We start from the raw sequence: 18699 nt of genomic DNA, 5'->3' as shown, positions 1-18699 counted from the left end.
ACGCGCGTACGTGCGTTCGCTCATTCCTTCGGGTGTTCACCCGCGCGTGGCGTCATGGCCGCTTCTCTTCCTGTGCTCCGGTGACCTGGGCCACACTCGTCGGGTTCCGGTGGGGTACCTACCCCGCGGCTCGCATGCTTTTCCACGCATCCTCCGCGGCCCCACCGCGGTGGATCCTCTGGGGGGAGGACCCTGTCATGGCCCACCGCGCACACCGCTGGAGAGCGGCCGGTGTCACCGTCACGGCCGCGGGACTGATCGCGCTGGGGCTCGCCGCGCCCGGTGCCTCCGCGGTCACCGAGCCGCGCGTCGACCTGCGGGTGCTGGTCGTGGACGACGGCGGGGGTCCCGTCGGCGCGATCACCGCCCGGCTGCGCGGCGAGGGCGTCCCGTACACCATCGTCGACCTGGGCGATCCCGGCCGGCCCACCCTCACCGACGCCTTCCTCGGCGACACCGTCGGCGGCCGGCCCCGGGCGAAGTTCCAGGGCGTGGTGGTGCCGAACGAGGCCCCGTTCGGCGCGGGCTCGGCCGAACAGACGGCGCTGGAGTCCTACGAGCGGACGTACGGCATCCCGCAGCTCGACGCCTACACCTGGGCCCACCCCGGGGTCGGGCTCGACCCCATCGACCACGACGGCTACGTCGGCCCGCTGGACGGCCGTACGGCGAACGTCACCACGGCCGGCCGCTCCGGCCCCTTCGGCTACCTGCGGGGCTCCTTCTCCTTCGAGGACAACGCGCCCTCGGTGGACGAGAGTTACGGATTCGTCGCCCAGCCCCGCGCCGGCTTCACCAGCTACGTCGAGACGCCTGTGCCCGGCGGCGCCGGCAGCGGCACCCTGCTCGGCGAGTACGCCCACGACGGCCGCCGCGAGCTGGTGGTGACCTTCGCCTACAACCGGTACCAGCAGCAGTTCCAGGTGCTGGCCCGCGGCATGGTCGAGTGGCTGACCCAGGGCGTGCACCTCGGCCGGGCCCGCGACTACTTCGCCGTCCACGTCGACGACGTCTTCGCCCCGGACGCCCGCTGGGACACCGGGCGGAACTGCACCCCCGGCGACATCGACTGCGGCGACGGGGGCACCGACACCACCACGCCGATCCGGATGACCGCCGCCGACGCCCGGTACGCGGCCTCCTGGCAGCAGAGCCACGGCTTCACCCTGGACATGGTGTTCAACGCGGGCGCCGGCGAGGAGTGGAAGGAGGAGAACGGCGGCACGGACCCGCTGACCGACCAGCTGCTCGCGGACAGGGCGAAGTACCGCTGGGTGAACCACACGTACACCCACCTCTTCCTCGGCTGCGTCCAGGACGTCTCGGCCGTGCCGTGGTCCTGCGCGAAGAACGCCGACGGCTCCACCCGGTGGGTCAGCCGCTCCGACATCTCGGCGCAGATCTCCGACAACCACGACTGGGGCCTGCTGCACGGGCTCTCCCTGGACCGCGGCGAGCTGGTCACCGGCGAGCACTCGGGCCTGAAGACCCTGCCGCAGCAGCCGCAGGACAACCCCGAACTCGGTCCCGCCCTCGCCCTGAACGGCGTCAGGTGGACCGCCTCGGACAACTCCCGCGAGTCCGCGCAGCGGGCCGTCGGCAGCAGCACGCTCACCGTGCCGCGCCACCCGATGAACGTGTACTACAACGTCGGCACCAAGGCCGAGATGGCCGACGAGTACAACTGGATCTACACCGCGAAGGCGGACGGCGGCAGCGGGATCTGCGAGGACAACCCGGCCTCCACCTGCCTGGCCGAGCCGCTGGACACCGCCACCGGCTACACCGACCACATCGTCCCGGCCGAGGCGCGCACCGACCTCGGGCACGTGCTGGGCAACGACCCGCGCCCGCACTACGCCCACCAGTCCAACCTGGCCGAGGACCGTCTCCTCTACCCCGTGCTGGAGCGCGTCCTCGCCGGGCACCGGGCCCTCTTCGCCGACAACACCCCCGTGGTCAACCTGCGCCAGAGCGCCATCGGCACCGAGCTCCAGAACCGGGCCAGGTGGCAGGAGGCGCTCGATGCCGGCCGGGTCACCGCCTACCGGATCGGGAAGACCGTGACCGTCGGCGCACCGGCGGGCACCCGGATCCCGGTGACGGCGCCGGAGGGGACACGGCAGCAGTACCTGCTCACCTCCGGCACCTTCGGCACACCGTACGCGGGCGCCCGCTCGGCGTGGGCGGCACCGGGCACCGCCCAGACGGCCCTCACGCTGAGACTGCCGTAGAGCCACCCCGCCCGAGGCGCCGCCGACCGGGCCGCCCCGCGACGGGCCGCGGGGCGGTGCCATGCACCGGTCATCCGGTGGCGGTGGCGGTGCCGGTGGCGTTCGCGGCCGCCCGGTGCTGCCACCTCGGCGCGTCGGGGACCCTCCCGGTCCGTCCTCGGTTAGCGGCCGAGGGCGAGCACGACCAGCGCGGCCGTCGCGGCCGTCTCCGCGAGCGCGCCGAACACATCTCCGGTGACCCCGCCGAACCGGCGCACGCAGCGGCGCAGCAGCACGTCGGCGACGGCCACCGCGACGGCCACGGCCAGGGCGGTGCGCGCGCCGTCGTACCCGCCGAGGCCCGCGCCGGCCGCCCCGGCCGCCGCCACCACACCGGCCGCGAGCCCCAGCGCGGCCCCCGCCGGCACCACGCCGGCCACCGCCGCCCCCAGCCCTTCCGGGCGGGCGGCCGGCACCCCGGCCCGGGCGGCCAGGGTCAGCGCCAGCCGGGCCGTGGCCGCCGAGACCACGGCGGCCACGGCACCCCGCGCCCAGGAGTCGCCGTAGAGCTGGGCCAGCACGGCCACCTGGGCCAGCAGCACCAGCACGACGGTGAGCACCCCGAACGGCCCGATGTCCGACTGCTTCATGATCCTGAGCGCGTCCTCGGCGGGCTTGCCGCTGCCCAGCCCGTCGGCGGTGTCGGCGAGCCCGTCCAGATGCAGCCCGCGGGTCAGCGCGGCGGGTACGGCGACCGAGGCGACGGCCGCGAGCGGCGCACCGGCACCGAGGAGGAGCAGCAGCAGGCCGAGGCCGGCCGCGCAGCCGCCGACGACCAGTCCGGCCAGCGGGGCGCACAGCATGCCGCCGCGCGCGGCGTCCCGGTCCCAGCGGTGCACCCGGACGGGCAGCACGGTGAGCGTGCCGAAGGCGAAGCGGAGACCGTCGAACGGGGAGGACACCGAGGAGGACGTGGACACCGGCGCAGGGTACCCGGACGCCGCCGGGCCCTTCCCCGGAGGCCGGGATAAAGTGCGCACATGGGGCACTGGTGGGTGCGGAACATCGTCGAGCCGGGCAAACTCCCGCTGCTGCTGGCCCTCGCCTCGTTCGTCCTGACCTTCGTCGTCACCCGGGTCATCACCCGGCTGATCCGGGCGGGCAGGGGCCCGTTCGGCAACGTCCAGGCGGGCGGGGTGCACATCCACCACGTCGTCCCCGGGGTCGTCCTCACCCTCGCCGGCGGCTTCGGCGCGGTGGCCAGTGACCGGCACGGCGCCGGCGGGATCGTCTCGGCCGTCCTGTTCGGCATGGGCGCGGGCCTGGTCCTGGACGAGTTCGCGCTGATCCTGCACCTGGACGACGTCTACTGGAGCGAGGAGGGCCGCAAGAGCGTGGAGGTCGTCGTGGTCACCGCCGCCCTCGTCGGTCTGCTGCTGGCCGGCTTCGCCCCGTTCGGGGTCAACGACCTGTCCGAGGACGAGCTGGCCGACCGGGGCACGGTCATCTCCAACATCGCCGGCAACTTCCTCTTCTCCCTCGTCGCCCTGAGCAAGGGCAAGGCCCGCACCGCGGTGTTCGGGGTGATCGTGCCGCTGGTCGCGCTCGTGGGCGCGGTCCGGCTGGCCCGCCCCGGCTCCCCGTGGGCCCGCCGCTTCTACGACCGCCGTCCCCGCGCCCGCGCCCGGGCCGCCCTGCGCGCCTACCGCCACGACCGCCGCTGGGCCCGCCCGCGCCGCGCCCTTCAGGACTGGATCGGCGGCAAGCCCGACCCCCGCCCGGCGCGCCTGCCCGGCCACCGCTGACGCGGGGCCCGGCACGGCAGCGGCCGGTCGTGGTGGCGCAGCGCCGACAGCAGGCACAGCACCCCCACCGCCATCAGCGCGGCCAGGTGTTCCTTGCCCGCCAGGTTCTCCTTCACCAGTACCTCGACGACCATCGCCAGCGTCACCGCGCCCGCCGTCGCGTAGGCGCCGTACCGCCAGGACACGAACACCGCGAGCCCCACCACGGCCGCCGACGGACCGGTGTCCACCACCTGGGCGTCGGTCCACGGCAGCCCGAACGGGGCGTGCGCGCCGAGGGTGATGCCCAGGCGCGCGTACAGGGTTCCGGCGAGCGTGGCGACGTACGCGATGGCCAGCGTCCGCCACCAGCCCAGGCACAGCTCGGCGACGCCGAACACCAGCAGGATCTGCGCCAGCGCCCCCCACACCGGCAGGTCCAGCGCGGGCACGAACAGCGACAGGGGCGTGCGCAGCAGGGCCAGGGCCAACGGGTCCTCGGCGCGTACGGCGCCCACGAGCTGGACGGGGCGGTAGCCCCACGGCTGGTTCTGCACGTACTGCAGCAGGGCCGTCAGACCCACCGCGGCCACCGTCATCGGCAGCGCCGGCAGGCCCCGCTCGCGCAGGGGCTCGCGCACGGCGGCGTACAGCACTCCCCACTCCGCACGGGCCCAGCGGGCGTACGTCCTCATCAGGCGTTCCTCATCAGGCGTTCCTCATCGGTGTGTGTCCAGGTGCCTGCGGTGCAGCCACTTCGGCAGTCCCGGCGCCTCCAGGAAGCCCTCCGCGCGGGCCGCGGCGAGGCCGATGCGCGGCAGGTCCGCGCTCTTCTCGAAGAGCAGGAACCGCGGCTCCCAGATGGGCCGGTACTTCGCGTTGGCGCGGTACAGCGACTCGATCTGCCACCAGCGGGAGAAGAAGCTGAGCAGCGACCGCCACAGCCTCAGCACCGGACCGGCACCGAGGCGCGCGCCACGTTCGAAGACCGACCTGAACATCGCGAAGTTGAGTGAGACCTGCGTGATCCCGATCTCGCCGGCCCGCCGCAGCAGCTCGATGACCATGAACTCCATCAACCCGTTCTCGGAGTCGCGGTCCCGCCGCATGAGGTCCAGGGACAACCCGCGGGGCCCCCACGGCACGAAGGACAGCAGGGCCCGCAGCCGCCCCTCGGCGTCCGTGCACTCCAGCATCACGCACTGACCGTCCCCGGGGTCCGCGAGCCGCCCGAGCGCCATGCTGAAGCCGCGCTCGGTGGCGCCGTCCCGCCAGTCGTCCGCACTCCGGACGAGAGCCGCCATCTCGTCCGCCGGGATGTCCGCGTGCCGCCGGATGCGCACCCGGTACCCGGCCCGCCGCACCCGGTTGTACGCCTGCCGGACGGTCCGCATCGCCCGCCCCTCCAGGGTGAACTCGGCGGTCTCCACGACCGCCTCGTCCCCGAGCTCCAACGCGTCCAGCCCGTGCCGGGCGTACACGGTGCCCGCCTCCTCGCCCGCCCCCATCACGGCCGGGATCCAGCCGTGCGCCCGCGCCTCGGCCAGCCACGGCACGATCGCCCCCGGCCAGGCCTCCGGGTCCCCGAGCGGATCCCCGGAGGCGAGGCTCACGCCGCCGACCACCCGGTAGGCGACGGCCGCCTTGCCGGTCGGCGACCACACCACGCTCTTCTCCCGGCGCAGCGCGAAGTAGCCGAGCGAGTCCCGGTCGCCGTGCCGCTCCAGCAGGGCCCGCAGCCGCTTCTCGTCGTCCTCGGTGAGCGGATCGACCGCGCGCCGGGAGCGGAAGGCGGCGTAGAGCACGGCGAGGAGGAGGGCCGTGCTCAGCACGTTGATCACGACGTTGGCCCAGTTGGGCGGGGCGATGCCGGGGAAGCGGGATTCCTCGGCCGCCACCGACACCAGCCGCAGGGCGCCGTAGTGCCAGCGCTCCGGGAAGGTGGAGCGGGCCGCGTCCGGCGCCTGGTTGGTGACCGTCACCAGCAGACCGGCGAGCAGGCTCGCGGCCAGTCCGCCGCCGACGGCCACCGTGGCCGCGAGCCGGGGGTTGGACCGGTCGCCCTTGGCGTAGAACTCCCGGCGGCCGACCAGCAGCGCGGCCACGAAGGCGGCCGTCAGTGCCAGGGAGACCCAGTTCTGCGCGTACCGCCGGATCTCCGGGAACGTCATGGCGAACGCGAACAGCGCCAGGAAGAGCCCGCTCACCACCAGGTTCAGGATCCACGCGGCACGCTTGCGGCGGCGCATGGTGATCGCCAGGAAGGCGGTGAACACACCGGAGGCGAAGCCGGCCGTCAGCAGGTACGGCGTGAAGAAGTCGTCCTGGTTGTGCCGGCGTACGTCCTGGCCGAGCGAGACCCACACGGCGCTGAGGAAGTTGATGAAGGCGACGGTCCGCAGATACCAGACGGCGAAGGCGGCGCCCCTCCGCGAAGCCCTCCGGGAGACCCCGGCGGACCACCGCGCCCCCTCCCCCTCGACGCACCGCTCCACGGCAATTCGGGCATCTCCCATAGACCCGGATCATATGGCCGCACCCCCAACGAACCTCACCATTCAGCCCACCGCCGACACCGCTGCCCGCCGGGGCGGGTGGTCACCGGGGGCAGGTGAACGCCGGGGGGAGGGACGCCCGGGGGGGGGTGAGGCTCGCCGGGGGTCGGAGGAGGCCAGGGGGCGTGGGCTCGCCGGGGGTCGGGGAGCTGCCGGAAGCCGGCTGGCCGAAATGACCGGCGGAGACCGGGGCCGGCCGGGGGAGGGGTGGGAACGGGAAGGAAGGCCGGCCGGGAGCGGGATGGAAGGCCGGCCGGGAGCGGGATGGAAGGCCGGCCGTCCGTAGCCGCGAGACTCGCCCTCGTTCACCGGTCGTCTTTTTTCCGCCGCGACGGCGCTCGGCCGGAACGGTGCGGTCCGGCGGTGCCGGCCCGGCCGCACCGCGACGGCGCTCGGCCGGAACGGTGCGGTCCGGCGGTGCCGGCCCGGCCGCAGCCCCTGCCCCGCCTTTACCCCTGCCCCGCCTTCACCTCTACTCCGACTCCTTCTCCTCCGCGGCCTCCGCTCCCTCTGCGGCCTTCGCGGCCTCTGCGGCCTCTGCGGCCTCCGCGGTCTCCGCGGTCTCCCCGGTCTCCTCGGGCTCCGGCTTTTCCGGGAGGTCCGCGGCCAGGGCGGCGGCGCTGCGGACGATCGGCAGGGCCAGTAGCGCGCCCACGCCCTCGCCGACCTTCACGCCCTGCTCCAGCAGCGGTTCGAGGGCCATCCGGTCCAGCGCCTTGGCCTGCCCCGGCTCCCCGCTGCCGTGCCCGGCCAGCCACCAGTCCGGCGCCCGGAACGCGACCCGCTGGGCGACCAGCGCACACGCGGCGGCCACGACCCCGTCGAGAATCACCGGCAGCTTGCGCACCGCGCACTGGAGCAGGAACCCGGTCATCGCCGCGAGATCCGCCCCGCCCACGGTCGCCAGCACCTGGAGCTGGTCCCCGAGCACCGGCCGGGCCCGCCGCAGCGCGTCCCGGATCGCCGCGCACTTGCGCATCCACGCCAGGTCGTCGATGGCGAGTCCGCCCCGCCCGGTCACCACGGAGGCGTCGGTCCCGCACAGCGCGGCGATCAGCACCGCCGCCGCCGTGGTCCCGCCCACGCTGATGTCACCGAGCACCACGAGGTCGGTACCCGAGTCGGCCTCCTCGTCGGCGATCGCGACCCCCGCACGCAGGGCGGCCTCGGCCTCCTCGAGGGTGAGCGCGTCCTCGACGTCGATCCGGCCGCTGCCCCGCCGCACCCGGTGCCGCACCACGTCCGCGGGAAAGGCGTCCGGCGCGCAGTCCAGGGCCATGTCCACGACCCGCACGGGAACCTCCAGCCGGCGCGCGAGCACGCTCACCGGGCTCGCGCCCTCCAGCACCGCCCGCACCAGCTGCTCCGCGCCGCCCGCGGGCCGTGCCGAGACACCCAGCTCGGCGACGCCGTGGTCACCGGCGAAGAGCACCACCCGGGGCCGCTCGACCGGCCGTACCGGTACGGCGCCCTGCGCGGCGGCCAGCCATTCGCCCAGCTCGTCCAGGCGGCCCAGCGCCCCCGGCGGCACGATCTGGCGCTCCCGCCGGCTCTCGGCGTCACGGCGCACGCCCCCGTCCGGGCGCTCGATCAGATCGGTGAAGTCGTCCAGATTAAGGCTGCTCATTCGCCGAACAGTACCGCCAGCGAGCGAACGCTCACGCGGCACGTCGCCAGCACACTCCAACGGCGTCTATGCACCTCGGACAGGCATCCCATACGTTCCGGTTTGCCGCGGAATGTCGCACAGGGAGCCGCCCATGCCGACCTCGTCCCTCACCCCGCAGACCACCACCCCCTTCGACCCCTTCCAGGAGCCCCGCCGCGCGGACTGCCCCTGGTGCGGCTCCCGGAGCCTGCGCACCCGGGTGCGCGCGCCCGACCCGCTGCGCCACCGGGCGGGCACCTTCGTCGTCGACGAGTGCGGCGACTGCGCCCACGCCTTCCAGAATCCCCGGCTCACCGCGGAGGGACTCGCCTTCTTCCACCGGGACTTCTACGAGCGGCACCTGGAGCAGTTCGCCGCCCGCCTCCTGTCCGCCCGCGCGGTCCGCGACCGGCACCGCGACACCGCCCGGCGGCTGTCGGCGCTGCGCGAACCGGAGAGCTGGCTGGACGTCGGCACCGGCCACGCCCGCTTCCCCGAGGCGGCGAAGGAGTTCTTCCCCTACACCAGTTTCGACGGGCTGGACCCGACGGCGCGGGTGGAACAGGCGCTGCTGGAGGGCCGCGTGGAGGAGGCGCACCGCGGCTACCTGGCGACCCCCGGCCTCGCAACCCGGCTGCGCGCCCGCTACGACGTGGTCACCATGTTCCACCACCTGGAACACGCCCCCGACCCGCGCGCCGAACTCCGCGCCGCGCTCACGGTGCTGCGGCCCGGCGGCCACCTGGTCGTGGAAGTCCCCGATCCGCGCTGCGCGTTCGCCGTACTGCTCGGCCGGTGGTGGCTGCCCTACGGCCAGCCCCGCCACCTGCACCTGCTGCCCCTGGCCAACCTCCGCGCCGAACTGGAGGGCCTGGGCTGCACGGTCCTCGTCACGGACCGCAAGGCGCCGCACGTCCCCTACGACCTGTCCGCGGCCGTCACCCTGGCCCTGGCCCACGCCCACCCGGCGCTCCAGCTGGCGGCGACGCCCGTGCTGGCGCTGGCCTCGGCCCTGGACCACGGGTTCGCCCCGCTGCTGCGCCGGACGCGGTTCTCCAACGCCTACCGAGTCGTGGCCCGCAAGGAGGCCCGCCGGCCACGGGCCGTGCCGCGCGGCTGATCAGCCCCGCAGCACCAGCGCCTGCCCCGCCACCACCAGCAGCACCTGCTCGCACTCCGTCCCGAACGCCGCGTTCAGCCGTCCGAGTTCGTCCCGGTACCGGCGCCCGGAGGCGGTCGCCGGGACGATGCCGGACCCGACCTCGTTGGACACCGCCACCACGGTCCGCCGCGTGGCCCGCACCGCGCGGGTCAGCTCCGCCACGCGCTCGCGCAGCGCCTTCTCGCCGCCGCCCGCCCACTCCGCGTCGTCCCACGCCCCCACGCGGTCCATCGCGTCCGTCAGCCACAGCGACAGGCAGTCGATCAGCAGCGGCGGGCCGTCCCCGGCCAGCAGCGGGACCAGGTCCGTCGTCTCCGCCGTACGCCAGGAACCCGGCCGCCGGTCCCGGTGCAGGGCCACCCGGGCCGCCCACTCGGTGTCCCCGCCGCGCGTGCCGCCCGTCGCCACGTACAGCACGTCCGGGAAGGACTCCAGCCGCCGCTCCGCCTCCACCGACTTGCCCGAGCGCGCCCCGCCCAGCACCAGCGTCCGGCGCGGCACGTCCGGCACGTCCTCGTACGCCCCGACCACCAGCGTCGTACCGTCCGGCACCGCCCGGGCCCCGGCCGCCGCGAGCCGGCGCCGCGACTCCGCGCCGGGCGGCACGTCGTGGTCCAGGTGGACGGCGAGCACATCCGTCGTCGGGCCCACCGAACCGACGCCCCGGAGCCGGGCGAGCGCGTCCGGCCGGCCCACCACGTCCGCGAGGACCATGTCGTACGACTCCGCCCTCGCCTCTTCCAGACCGGCCGGCGCCCCGCCGGGCGGCAGGTACAGCAGCCGCTGTCCGTCCGGCCCGGTCACCGCGTACCCGGTGCCGCCCGCGTCCATCGCCACCGCCCGCACCCGATGCCCCGTCAGCAGCGCCAACTCCCGCCCGTCCGGCACCCGGCCGGGCTGCGGCAGCCCGGCCGGCACCTCCACCGCCGGCCCGTTGTGCGGGTGCGACAGCAGCACCTGCCGCACCCCGCCCAGCGAACGCCCGGCGCGCGCCGCGGCGAAGGCCGCACCCGGCGTCAGGTCCAGCAGCAGCGTGCCGTCCACGAGCACCGCGGTCGCGGCCCGTGCGTCCGGCCCCAGCGCGGCCGCGCAGGCGGCACAGGGACAGTCGGGGCGAGGCAGTCCCGCGGGGGCACCGGTACCGAGCAGAGTCACTTCCACGGACTGATTTTCGCCTGTACCGGCAGGTCTTGCGCTTCCGGCTAGGCTGCCAGCAGGTGTTGGATCAAAGGAGGCCCACATGACGGCATGGACGTGGCGGTTCGAGAAGGCCGACGGGACGGAGGTCCAGCCCGCGGTGCAGCCCGAGGAGTTCACCACCCAGGGGGATGCCGAGTCCTGGATCGGTGAGCACTGGAAGGCGCTGGCGGAAGGCGGGGCCGACCAGGTGCGGCTGTTCGAGGAGAACAGCGAGATCTACGGGCCGATGAGCCTGCACGCCGACGCCTGACCGGACCGGGGCGACGTGAGGAGGGGCCGCCGCCCTCCTCACTGTTCGCCGAGCGTCACCTCCACCGTCTTCTCGACGCCGTCGCGCAGGTACGTCACCGACGTCCGCCGGCCCGGCTCGGATGCCGCCAGCGCCTCCGACAGCGAGGTGATGGTGGTGATCGGACGGTCGCCCACCGCGGTGACGATGTCGCCCGCGCGCAGGCCCGCCCGGTCGGCGGCGCCGCCCCGGCGGACGGTGACCACCGCGACCCCGATGGGCTGGTAGCGGTCGTCCACGACCGTCCGCGCGGTGATCTCCAAGGCCGCCCGCCCGGAGTCGACGACCTTGCCCTCCCTGACGATCTGGTCGGCGACCGTCCGCACCATCGACACCGGGATCGCGAACCCGATGCCCGGTGCCGTACTGCCCCCGAGGCTCGGGTCGGCCGCGGCGAGCGTCGGGATGCCGATCACCCGCCCGTCGAGATCGACCAGGGCGCCACCGCTGTTGCCCGGGTTGATCGCGGCCGACGTCTGCACCATGTTCGCGATGGTCGCGCCCGTACCGCCGCCCTCGTCGCCCTCGCTGACGGTCCGTCCGGTCGCCGACACGATGCCCTGGGTCACGCTCGACGACAGCCCCAGCGGCGACCCCATGGCCAGCACGATCTGGCCGACCTCCACCTTCTCGGAGTCGCCGAGCACCGCCGGCCTCAGCCCGGCCGGCACCCGGTCCAGCCTGATCACGGCGAGGTCCTGCTCGGGGTAGGAGTACACCAGGCTCGCGGTGAGCGGCTCCTCGCTGTTGGCCGTGGTCACCTGGAAGGTCTTCTCGGACCCGACCACGTGCGCGTTGGTGACGATGTGCCCCTTGCCGTCGTACACCACCCCCGAGCCCAGGTCGTGGCGCGCCTGGATCTGCACGACCGACGGCAGGACGTCCTTGATGACCCGCTGGTACCGGCTCTGGAGGTCCTCCGCCGTCCTCGGTACGGCCGCCCGGGTGGTCGCCGGCGCCGCCCGGCCGGCCGGGGCGGCGGGGACGGTGCAGCCGGCGGCGAGGGCGGCGCAGCAGACCAGCACGGCGCCGGCCGTGCGCGGGGCGCGGGTGGGGGAAGCGTCCATGCCCCGAGTCTCACCGCACGGTCACCGACCGGCCCGCGCTGTCACCCGACCGGGCTCAGCCGCGTACTCCGCACAGATGCAGCAGTGCCGCCACCCCGCGGTAGGGGTCCGTGCGGCCGGCCCGCTCTTCGACCGCGAGCAGCGTCTCCAGGTCGTCCGGCATCGCCACGTCGTCCGCCGCCGTGTCCGTGAAGACCCGGACGCCGTACCAGGCGTGCAGCGGGGCGGCGATGCCGGCCAGGGTGGCGGTGAGGGCCGCCAGCCGGTCGGCCCTCACGTCCAGGCCGAGGCGGTTGCGGTAGGCGGTGGTGTCGAAGGCGGTCAGGGCGCCCGCCCAGTCACCGCTCAGGCCCGGGCGCATGGCGAGCGCGTCGCCGTTGCGGACCAGGAGGGAGAGGAGACCGCCGGGGGCCAGCATCCGGGCCAGACCCGCCACCAGCGGGTCGGGCTCCTCGACGTACATCAGGACGGCGTGGCACAGCACCACGTCGAAGCTGCCCGGCAGGAAGTGCACGCCGGTGTCCCGCCCGTCCCCCTGCACCAGCCGCACCCGCTCCCGGATGCCCTCGGGCTCCCGGGCCACGGCCGCCCGAGCGGCGGCGATCATCGCCGCGTCCTGCTCGACCCCGGTGACCTGGTGGCCGAGCCGGGCCAGCCGCAGCGCCTGCGCGCCCCGGCCCATCCCCACGTCGAGCACCCGCAGGCGCCGTCCGACCGGGAACCGCCCGGCTATCTGCTCGTCCAGCTGCCGGGCCACCAGCTCCTGGCTGACGACATCGCGCAGGAAGCCCGGCCCGCCCGGCCGGGACTCGGCCGCACCCCCGGCACCAACGTCAGCGCTCAGGGCCGCTCTCCGCGCTTGACCTGCGGCTTGGGCAGCCGGAGCCGGCGCATCTGCAGGGAACGCATCAGGGCGTAGGCGACCGCGCCACGGGTGTTCTCGTCGGGGAAGCGCTCCTTGAGGCGCTTCTTCAGACGGAAACCACTGACCGCCGAGTCCAGCACGATCAGCACGATCACGATCAGCCACAGCAGCAGCGCGACGCTCTGGATCGCCGGCACCCGCACCACGCTCAGCACCAGGATGACCACGGCGAGCGGCAGGAAGAACTCCGCCACGTTGAACCGCGAGTCCACCCAGTCCCGGGCGAACCGGCGGACCGGGCCCTTGTCCCGGACGGGCAGGTAGCGCTCGTCGCCGCCCGCCAGCGCCTTGCGCTGGCGCTCCAGCGCCTGACGCCGCTCCTCGCGCTGGCGCCTGGCGGCCTCCTTGCGGTTCGTCGGGGTGTGGGCGACGCTGCGGCGCTGGGACCGGGCCTCACTGCGCTTGGGCGTGGGCCTTCCCTTGGGGGCCTGCGGGTCACGGGGCTGATGGGAGTCGGTCACCGCCGCCTTGTCGGCGGGGGCCTTCTCTTCCTTGGCGCGGCTACGGAACACAAAACCCAAGGGTAAGGGCTCCACCGGCATGGACCCCAGTCCGGCGGGGAACGATCCGGCAACGCCGGACGTCCTCAGTAGGACACGGGGGCGTTCCGGTGGGATCACCTACTCCTCACGCCGGAGCGGTACGGCCCGCAGTCGTCCTCGGGGATGAGCGCATCACCCCGCGAACAGTGCGGTAATGGAGACAGGGCCCGTACTGTGGGTTCTGTCGCAGGATCGGTGAGCTGGAGTCCGTCAGAAGGGGGCGCGCGAAGCCCATGAGCGGTGTGATGAAGCGTATGGGGATGATCTTCCGCGCGAAGGCGAACAAGGCCCTTGACCGGGCCGAGGACCCGCGCGAGACCCTCGATTACTCGTACCAGAAGCAGCTGGAGCTGCTGCAGAAGGTGCGCCGTGGCGTCGCCGACGTGGCCACCAGCCGCAAGCGTCTGGAGCTCCAGCTCAACCAGTTGCAGCAGCAGTCCGCCAAGCTCGAGGACCAGGGCCGCAAGGCGCTCGCGCTAGGCCGCGAGGACCTGGCCCGCGAGGCGCTGTCCCGCCGCGCCGCCCTCCAGCAGCAGGTGACCGACCTCGAGACGCAGCACGCCACCCTGCAGGGCGAGGAGGAGAAGCTCACCCTCGCGGCCCAGCGCCTCCAGGCCAAGGTGGACGCCTTCCGCACGAAGAAGGAGACCATCAAGGCCACCTACACCGCGGCCCAGGCGCAGACCCGCATCGGCGAGGCGTTCTCCGGCATCTCCGAGGAGATGGGCGACGTCGGCCTGGCCATCCAGCGCGCCGAGGACAAGACCGCCCAGCTCCAGGCCCGGGCCGGCGCGATCGACGAACTGCTCGCCTCCGGGGCCCTGGAGGACTCCTCCGGCATGCACAAGGACGACATCCAGGCCGAGCTGGACCGGCTCTCCGGTGGTACGGATGTAGAGCTGGAACTGCAGCGCATGAAGGCCGAGCTGGCCGGGGGCTCCCCGCAGCAGGCCATCGAGGGCGGCACCGGTCAGGGACAGTCCCAGCAGCAGCCGCAGGACACCCCGCGCTTCGACAAGCAGTAGCGCCGGCGCCGGGGCCCGAGCCGAGGAGGCCGACGTGATCGTACGGATCATGGGGGAGGGCCAGGTCAGGCTGGACGACTCCCACTTCGTCGAGCTGAACAAGCTGGACGACGAGCTCCTGGAGGAGATGGAGAGCGGCGACGAGGAGGGCTTCCGCCGCACCTTCGGCACGCTCCTCGCATGCGTCCGCCGGCTCGGCACCCCGCTGCCGGACGACGCGCTCGAACCCTCGGAGCTGATCCTCCCGTCGCCGGACGCGACCCTGGCGGAGGTCCGGGAGCTGCTCGGCGACGACGGGCTGATCCCCGGCTGACCCCTGCGGCCGTGCGTGCTCAGCCCAGGGTGAACCAGGTGGTGCGGGACTTCCGCCACTCCGGGTGGGGGAGGTCCTTGGCGGTGGTGCCGTCGCCGTAGAGGTCGGCGGACCCGTTGTCGGTGATCAGCCGCACCCGGGCGCCCGCGGCGACCGGGCCGGGCACGGACGCCACGCACTCCCAGCCGCCCGCGTCCGCCGTCGGCAGGTCCAGCGTCTTCACCGGCCGGTGCCCGGCGTGCCCGTCCCAGGAGTAGAGGGCGTACGGGTCGCTGTTGTCGTCGGCGCCCCAGGAACCGGCGAGGATCAGGAACCGCCCCCGCTCGTCGCGGCGCAGATCCCGGACCGACAGCCCGCCGAGGTCCAGCTCGACCGGGGTGCCGAAGGCGGCCCGCGTCCCGCGTGCCACCTGGTCCATGTTGGTGACCGGCACGATCAGCGCCTTCCCGCCGGCCCGCGGCGGCACCAGCGGGGCACGGAAGCCGACGTAGGCGGTGGTGGAGGAGCCGGGGGCGAACTCCAGGCCCTCGACGTTGAAGCCGTCGGCCCGCTTCGGTGGCCGCCCGGTGGCCGTGCCGGCGGCGAAGCCGTACCGGTCGCCGTTGGCCTCGTCCCAGGCCACCAGGTCCTCGCGCAGCCGGTGCCCGGCGGTGCCGAAGGCGAGCCGGGTGGCGGCGCCCGAGCCGGAGACGGTGGTGGTGAAGACGGTGTTCCGGTCGGCCCGGTACACGCCGTCCTTGTTGTTGCCCAGCGAGCCGATCCAGTAGACCGTGTCGCCGACCCGGGCCGCGCCCTCGACGTCGGCTTCCCTCTCGGCGCCCAGCGCACCGTCCAGGTCCCACTCGCGCAGCGGCGCGCCGGAGACGGAGCCGTCGTAGAGGCGCAGGGTGTTGTCCTCGTCGTTGGCGACGAGGAGGTGACCGCCGCCGACGTCGACGGCCGCCGAGGCGTCCGCGGCGCCGGTCAGGTAGCGGGTGCCGGCACTGTCCCGGACGGCGGCGGAGGCCGCGTAGTGCAGGGTCGTGGTGGCCGTTGCGCCGCCGGGCCCGGCCACCTGCAAAGTCAGGTCGGCATAGCCGCGGGCGTGCGCGGTGACGGCGACGGTACGGGTGCCGGCGGTGCCGGTGACGCGGACGTCGGCGGTGCCGGCCACGTCGCCTGCGGTGCTCTTCACCGCCGTGACCGTCAGCGCGGAGGCGTCGGCGCCGCTCTGCGCGACGGTGACGGTGACCGTGGGGTCCCCGGTGCCGCCGACGGAGCCGGACAGGTGGGTGGCCGAGAGCTTGATCGTCGGGGGGCCGGGGGCGGCGGACCGCGCGGCCGCGGCCGTGCCGGCGGCCGACAGCAGGGCGAGCGCGGCGACGGCCCGGAGCGGTGGGTGGCTGCGCATGGGGTGCCTTTCATCGGCGGGGCGCGGACGCCGGGAGGCGCGGACGCCGGGGCGAAGGCCGTTCCGGCCCGGTCCGTTCCGGTGCGTTCCGGCCCGGTCCGGTCCGTTCCCGCCCGGTTCCGCGGAGCCTGACGGCGGAGCGAGCGTGACGGCGAACGGCCGACCGACCGCCGGCGGCCCGGGGCCCGACGAGCCCCGGCGGCTGCGCTCCTGGCCGGACGAGCCCCGATGGCTACGCTCCTGACCGGGGGAGCCGGGCGCGATCCGGTGGCCGGAGCCTTCCGGTCGGCGTCCCGGAGTGATGCGGTCGCTGCGGCTTCACGACCCGGGAACCCGGGTTTTTCCAGTTGCCGGGGCCGCCCGGTGCGGGGCCGGGCGTGACCCGGCGGACACAGTTCCATTGTCGGCGCCCGCGCGCTTCCGCGCGCCCCCGGAGGGCACCGGCTCCGCCGGGCATCTTGCTCCCGGCCCGTGTCCGAACCGTACTGTTCACACCGTGACCACTCTCGAACGCGCCCGGTGCCGCCTGAGGGCCCACCCTCTGGCGCTGGACGCGGCCCTCGCGACGGCCGTGCTGGTCTGCATGGTCGTCGGCTCCTTCGTCGTACCGCGCGGACACGACGGCGTCACCTGGGGCGTGCGCACCCCCGCCGTCCTCAGCCTCCTGCTCATGCTGGCCGGCGCGGTGGCGCTCGTCTTCCGCCGCCGCAACCCCAGGACGGTCCTGGCCGTCACCGGCACGGTCTCCCTGGTCGAGTGCGTCACCGGCGACCCGCGCGCCCCGGTCGCTATGTCCGCCGTCATCGCCCTGTACACCGTCGCCTCGGCCACCGACCGTCCCACCACCTGGCGCCTCGGCCTGCTCACCATGACCGTGCTGACGGCCGCCGCCATGCTCGCCGGCCCGCTGCCCTGGTACGCGCAGGAGAACCTGGGCGTCCTCGCCTGGACCGGCATCGGCGCCACCGCGGGCGACGCGGTCCGCAGCCGCCGCGCGGTCGTGCAGGCCATCCGGGACCGCGCCGAACGCGCCGAACGCACCCGCGAGGAGGAGGCCCGCCGCCGGGTCGCCGAGGAACGGCTGCGCATCGCCCGCGATCTGCACGACGTCGTGGCGCATCACATCGCCCTGGTGAACGTGCAGGCCGGCGTCGCCGCCCATGTCATGGACAAGCGGCCCGACCAGGCCAAGGAGGCCCTCGCGCACGTCCGCGAGGCCAGCCGCAGCGCACTCGACGAACTGCGCGCCACGGTCGGCCTGCTCCGCCAGTCCGGCGACCCCGCGGCGCCCACCGAGCCCGCGCCGGGCCTGAGCCGCCTGGAGGAGCTGGCCGACACCTTCCGCAGCGCCGGCCTGCCGGTGGCGGTGGCCCGCGCCGACGAGGGCACCGACCTGCCCGCTGCGGTCGACCTGGCCGCCTACCGGATCGTGCAGGAGGCCCTGACGAACGTGCGCAAGCACGCGGGGCAGGGCGCCAGGGCCGAGGTCAGCGTGGTCCGGGTGGGACCGGGCATCGAGGTCACCGTCCTGGACGACGGCCCGGGCGGGACCGCCGCCCCGGAGGCCGGCGGCGGGCACGGGCTGCTCGGCATGCGCGAGCGGGTCACCGCCCTCGGCGGCACGCTGACCACCGGACCCCGCTACGGCGGCGGCTTCCGCGTCCATGCGATCCTGCCGGTCGACACCCGCACCGAGATCCGCACCGAGATCCGCGACGACAGCTGTACCGACACCCGTACCGACAGCCGCACCGAGATCCGTACCGACAGCTGTACCGAGATCCGCACCGACACCCGCACCGGCGGCTGTGCCGACAGCCGTACGACGGCCCCGGGGGAGCCCGTATGACCATCCGTGTCCTGCTCGCCGACGACCAGGCACTGCTGCGCAGCGCGTTCCGGGTGCTGGTCGACTCCGAGCCCGACATGGAAGTGGTGGGGGAGGCGTCCGACGGCGCGGAGGCGGTCCGGCTGGCCGGGGAGCACACGCCCGACGTCGTCCTCATGGACATCCGCATGCCCGGCACCGACGGCCTCGCCGCCACCCGCCTGATCAGCGCCGACCCGGCCCTCGCGCAGGTCCGGGTGGTCATCCTGACCACCTTCGAGGTGGACGACTACGTCGTCCAGGCCCTGCGGGCCGGCGCCTCCGGCTTCCTCGGCAAGGGGAGCGAGCCGGAGGAACTGCTGAACGCCATCCGGGTCGCGGCGGGCGGCGAGGCGCTGCTGTCGCCCGCCGCCACCAAGGGCCTGATCGCCCGCTTCCTCGCCCGGGGCGACGACGGCGACGGCCCCGGCTCGGCCCGTGCGGAGCGGCTCGGCGCGCTCACCGGACGGGAGCGGGAGGTCCTCGTCCAGGTCGCCGGCGGCCACTCCAACGACGAGATCGCCGAACGCCTGGAAGTCAGCCCGCTGACGGTGAAGACGCACGTCAACCGGGCCATGGCCAAGCTGGGCGCCCGCGACCGGGCCCAGCTGGTCGTGATCGCCTACGAGTCCGGGCTGGTACGTCCGAGGATGGACTGACCTCCGCCCGCGTGTACTGCGCGCGGAGTAGAGGGCCGGACGAGGAAGGGACCTGGGGCC

At 74.5% G+C, this 18699-nt stretch carries 17 protein-coding genes; 8 read left to right on the top strand and 9 right to left on the bottom strand.

The features are described 5' to 3' along the window. Nucleotides 1-197 precede the first annotated feature (197 nt). Nucleotides 198-2234: a hypothetical protein gene (locus ABZ576_RS01235; RefSeq protein ID WP_360734355.1), complete on the top strand. Its 2037-nt coding sequence runs from the start codon at nt 198-200 to the stop codon at nt 2232-2234. A 161-nt stretch (nt 2235-2395) separates the two neighbouring features. Here the strand turns inward: ABZ576_RS01235 and ABZ576_RS01230 are convergent, their stop codons facing one another. After that, nucleotides 2396-3193: an adenosylcobinamide-GDP ribazoletransferase gene (locus ABZ576_RS01230; protein WP_360734353.1), complete on the bottom strand. Its 798-nt coding sequence runs from the start codon at nt 3191-3193 to the stop codon at nt 2396-2398. 60 nt (nt 3194-3253) lie between these two features. Between ABZ576_RS01230 and ABZ576_RS01225 the strand changes: the two genes are divergently transcribed. Continuing rightward, nucleotides 3254-4018: a hypothetical protein gene (locus ABZ576_RS01225; RefSeq protein WP_360734350.1), complete on the top strand. Its 765-nt coding sequence runs from the start codon at nt 3254-3256 to the stop codon at nt 4016-4018. Here ABZ576_RS01225 and ABZ576_RS01220 read toward each other — a convergent pair. The 3 genes from ABZ576_RS01220 to cobT all read right to left on the bottom strand — a co-directional run bounded on the left by ABZ576_RS01220 (nt 3958) and on the right by cobT (nt 8179). Then, the gene (locus tag ABZ576_RS01220; protein WP_360734347.1) at nt 3958-4692 is read right to left on the bottom strand and encodes a hypothetical protein; all 735 of its coding nucleotides are present in this window, start codon (nt 4690-4692) and stop codon (nt 3958-3960) included. The two genes, ABZ576_RS01225 and ABZ576_RS01220, sit on opposite strands and share 61 nt — an antisense overlap. Before the next feature lie 24 nt (nt 4693-4716). After that, entirely contained in the window at nt 4717-6513 is a 1797-nt protein-coding gene (locus ABZ576_RS01215) for a phosphatidylglycerol lysyltransferase domain-containing protein (protein WP_360734345.1), read from the bottom strand. A 511-nt stretch (nt 6514-7024) separates the two neighbouring features. Beyond that, a complete protein-coding gene (gene cobT / locus ABZ576_RS01210; RefSeq protein ID WP_360734343.1) occupies nt 7025-8179 on the bottom strand; it encodes a nicotinate-nucleotide--dimethylbenzimidazole phosphoribosyltransferase in 1155 nt (384 codons plus the stop codon). A 133-nt stretch (nt 8180-8312) separates the two neighbouring features. On the opposite strand from cobT, the gene ABZ576_RS01205 reads away from it, so the two are divergent. Next, on the top strand, nt 8313-9320 hold the full coding sequence (locus ABZ576_RS01205; protein ID WP_360734341.1) for a class I SAM-dependent methyltransferase: 1008 nt from the start codon (nt 8313-8315) through the stop codon (nt 9318-9320). On the opposite strand, the gene ABZ576_RS01200 is transcribed toward ABZ576_RS01205, so the two are convergent. After that, on the bottom strand, nt 9321-10523 hold the full coding sequence (locus tag ABZ576_RS01200; RefSeq protein WP_360734338.1) for a bifunctional adenosylcobinamide kinase/adenosylcobinamide-phosphate guanylyltransferase: 1203 nt from the start codon (nt 10521-10523) through the stop codon (nt 9321-9323). A gap of 79 nt (nt 10524-10602) precedes the next feature. Between ABZ576_RS01200 and ABZ576_RS01195 the strand changes: the two genes are divergently transcribed. Beyond that, nucleotides 10603-10812, top strand: coding sequence for a hypothetical protein (locus ABZ576_RS01195; protein WP_360734335.1), 210 nt, complete (start codon nt 10603-10605; stop codon nt 10810-10812). 38 nt (nt 10813-10850) lie between these two features. Here ABZ576_RS01195 and ABZ576_RS01190 read toward each other — a convergent pair whose 3' ends face one another. From ABZ576_RS01190 to ABZ576_RS01180, 3 genes are all read right to left on the bottom strand, one after another. Beyond that, nucleotides 10851-11918, bottom strand: coding sequence for a trypsin-like peptidase domain-containing protein (locus tag ABZ576_RS01190; protein ID WP_360734332.1), 1068 nt, complete (start codon nt 11916-11918; stop codon nt 10851-10853). A gap of 55 nt (nt 11919-11973) precedes the next feature. Further along, nucleotides 11974-12675: a methyltransferase domain-containing protein gene (locus tag ABZ576_RS01185; RefSeq protein WP_360734329.1), complete on the bottom strand. Its 702-nt coding sequence runs from the start codon at nt 12673-12675 to the stop codon at nt 11974-11976. A gap of 83 nt (nt 12676-12758) precedes the next feature. Further along, entirely contained in the window at nt 12759-13385 is a 627-nt protein-coding gene (locus tag ABZ576_RS01180; protein WP_360734327.1) for a DUF3043 domain-containing protein, read from the bottom strand. Between the two features lie 233 nt (nt 13386-13618). On the opposite strand from ABZ576_RS01180, the gene ABZ576_RS01175 reads away from it, so the two are divergent. Beyond that, a complete protein-coding gene (locus ABZ576_RS01175; RefSeq protein WP_360734325.1) occupies nt 13619-14410 on the top strand; it encodes a PspA/IM30 family protein in 792 nt (263 codons plus the stop codon). Nucleotides 14411-14444: 34 nt separating this feature from the next. Continuing rightward, nucleotides 14445-14723 (top strand): hypothetical protein, encoded by a 279-nt coding sequence (locus ABZ576_RS01170; protein WP_360734323.1) that lies wholly within the window; start codon nt 14445-14447, stop codon nt 14721-14723. Between the two features lie 19 nt (nt 14724-14742). Here ABZ576_RS01170 and ABZ576_RS01165 read toward each other — a convergent pair whose 3' ends face one another. Beyond that, complete coding sequence (locus ABZ576_RS01165) at nt 14743-16113, bottom strand: hypothetical protein (RefSeq protein ID WP_360734321.1); 1371 nt, start codon at nt 16111-16113, stop codon at nt 14743-14745. 496 nt (nt 16114-16609) lie between these two features. Between ABZ576_RS01165 and ABZ576_RS01160 the strand changes: the two genes are divergently transcribed. Together ABZ576_RS01160 and ABZ576_RS01155 are read left to right on the top strand one after the other, a co-directional pair. Then, on the top strand, nt 16610-17962 hold the full coding sequence (locus ABZ576_RS01160; protein WP_360734319.1) for a sensor histidine kinase: 1353 nt from the start codon (nt 16610-16612) through the stop codon (nt 17960-17962). Beyond that, nucleotides 17959-18639: a response regulator transcription factor gene (locus ABZ576_RS01155; protein WP_360734317.1), complete on the top strand. Its 681-nt coding sequence runs from the start codon at nt 17959-17961 to the stop codon at nt 18637-18639. Before ABZ576_RS01160 ends, ABZ576_RS01155 begins: the two co-directional genes overlap by 4 nt. Nucleotides 18640-18699: the final 60 nt, after the last annotated feature.

This window comes from Streptomyces sp. NPDC013455 (genome assembly GCF_040632975.1).
GTDB lineage: Bacteria > Actinomycetota > Actinomycetes > Streptomycetales > Streptomycetaceae > Streptomyces.
The sequence above is the reverse complement of the archived record's forward strand: the minus strand, read 5'-3'. Positions and strand labels throughout refer to the sequence as shown.

Coding starts and splice junctions, on each gene's coding strand:
- ABZ576_RS01235 (WP_360734355.1), top strand. CDS start 198: ATGGCCCACCGCGCACACCGCTGGAGAGCGGCCGGTGTCACCGTCACG.
- ABZ576_RS01225 (WP_360734350.1), top strand. CDS start 3,254: ATGGGGCACTGGTGGGTGCGGAACATCGTCGAGCCGGGCAAACTCCCG.
- ABZ576_RS01220 (WP_360734347.1), bottom strand. CDS start 4,692: ATGAGGACGTACGCCCGCTGGGCCCGTGCGGAGTGGGGAGTGCTGTAC.
- ABZ576_RS01215 (WP_360734345.1), bottom strand. CDS start 6,513: ATGGGAGATGCCCGAATTGCCGTGGAGCGGTGCGTCGAGGGGGAGGGG.
- cobT (WP_360734343.1), bottom strand. CDS start 8,179: ATGAGCAGCCTTAATCTGGACGACTTCACCGATCTGATCGAGCGCCCG.
- ABZ576_RS01205 (WP_360734341.1), top strand. CDS start 8,313: ATGCCGACCTCGTCCCTCACCCCGCAGACCACCACCCCCTTCGACCCC.
- ABZ576_RS01195 (WP_360734335.1), top strand. CDS start 10,603: ATGACGGCATGGACGTGGCGGTTCGAGAAGGCCGACGGGACGGAGGTC.
- ABZ576_RS01190 (WP_360734332.1), bottom strand. CDS start 11,918: ATGGACGCTTCCCCCACCCGCGCCCCGCGCACGGCCGGCGCCGTGCTG.
- ABZ576_RS01180 (WP_360734327.1), bottom strand. CDS start 13,385: ATGCCGGTGGAGCCCTTACCCTTGGGTTTTGTGTTCCGTAGCCGCGCC.
- ABZ576_RS01175 (WP_360734325.1), top strand. CDS start 13,619: ATGAGCGGTGTGATGAAGCGTATGGGGATGATCTTCCGCGCGAAGGCG.
- ABZ576_RS01165 (WP_360734321.1), bottom strand. CDS start 16,113: ATGCGCAGCCACCCACCGCTCCGGGCCGTCGCCGCGCTCGCCCTGCTG.
- ABZ576_RS01155 (WP_360734317.1), top strand. CDS start 17,959: ATGACCATCCGTGTCCTGCTCGCCGACGACCAGGCACTGCTGCGCAGC.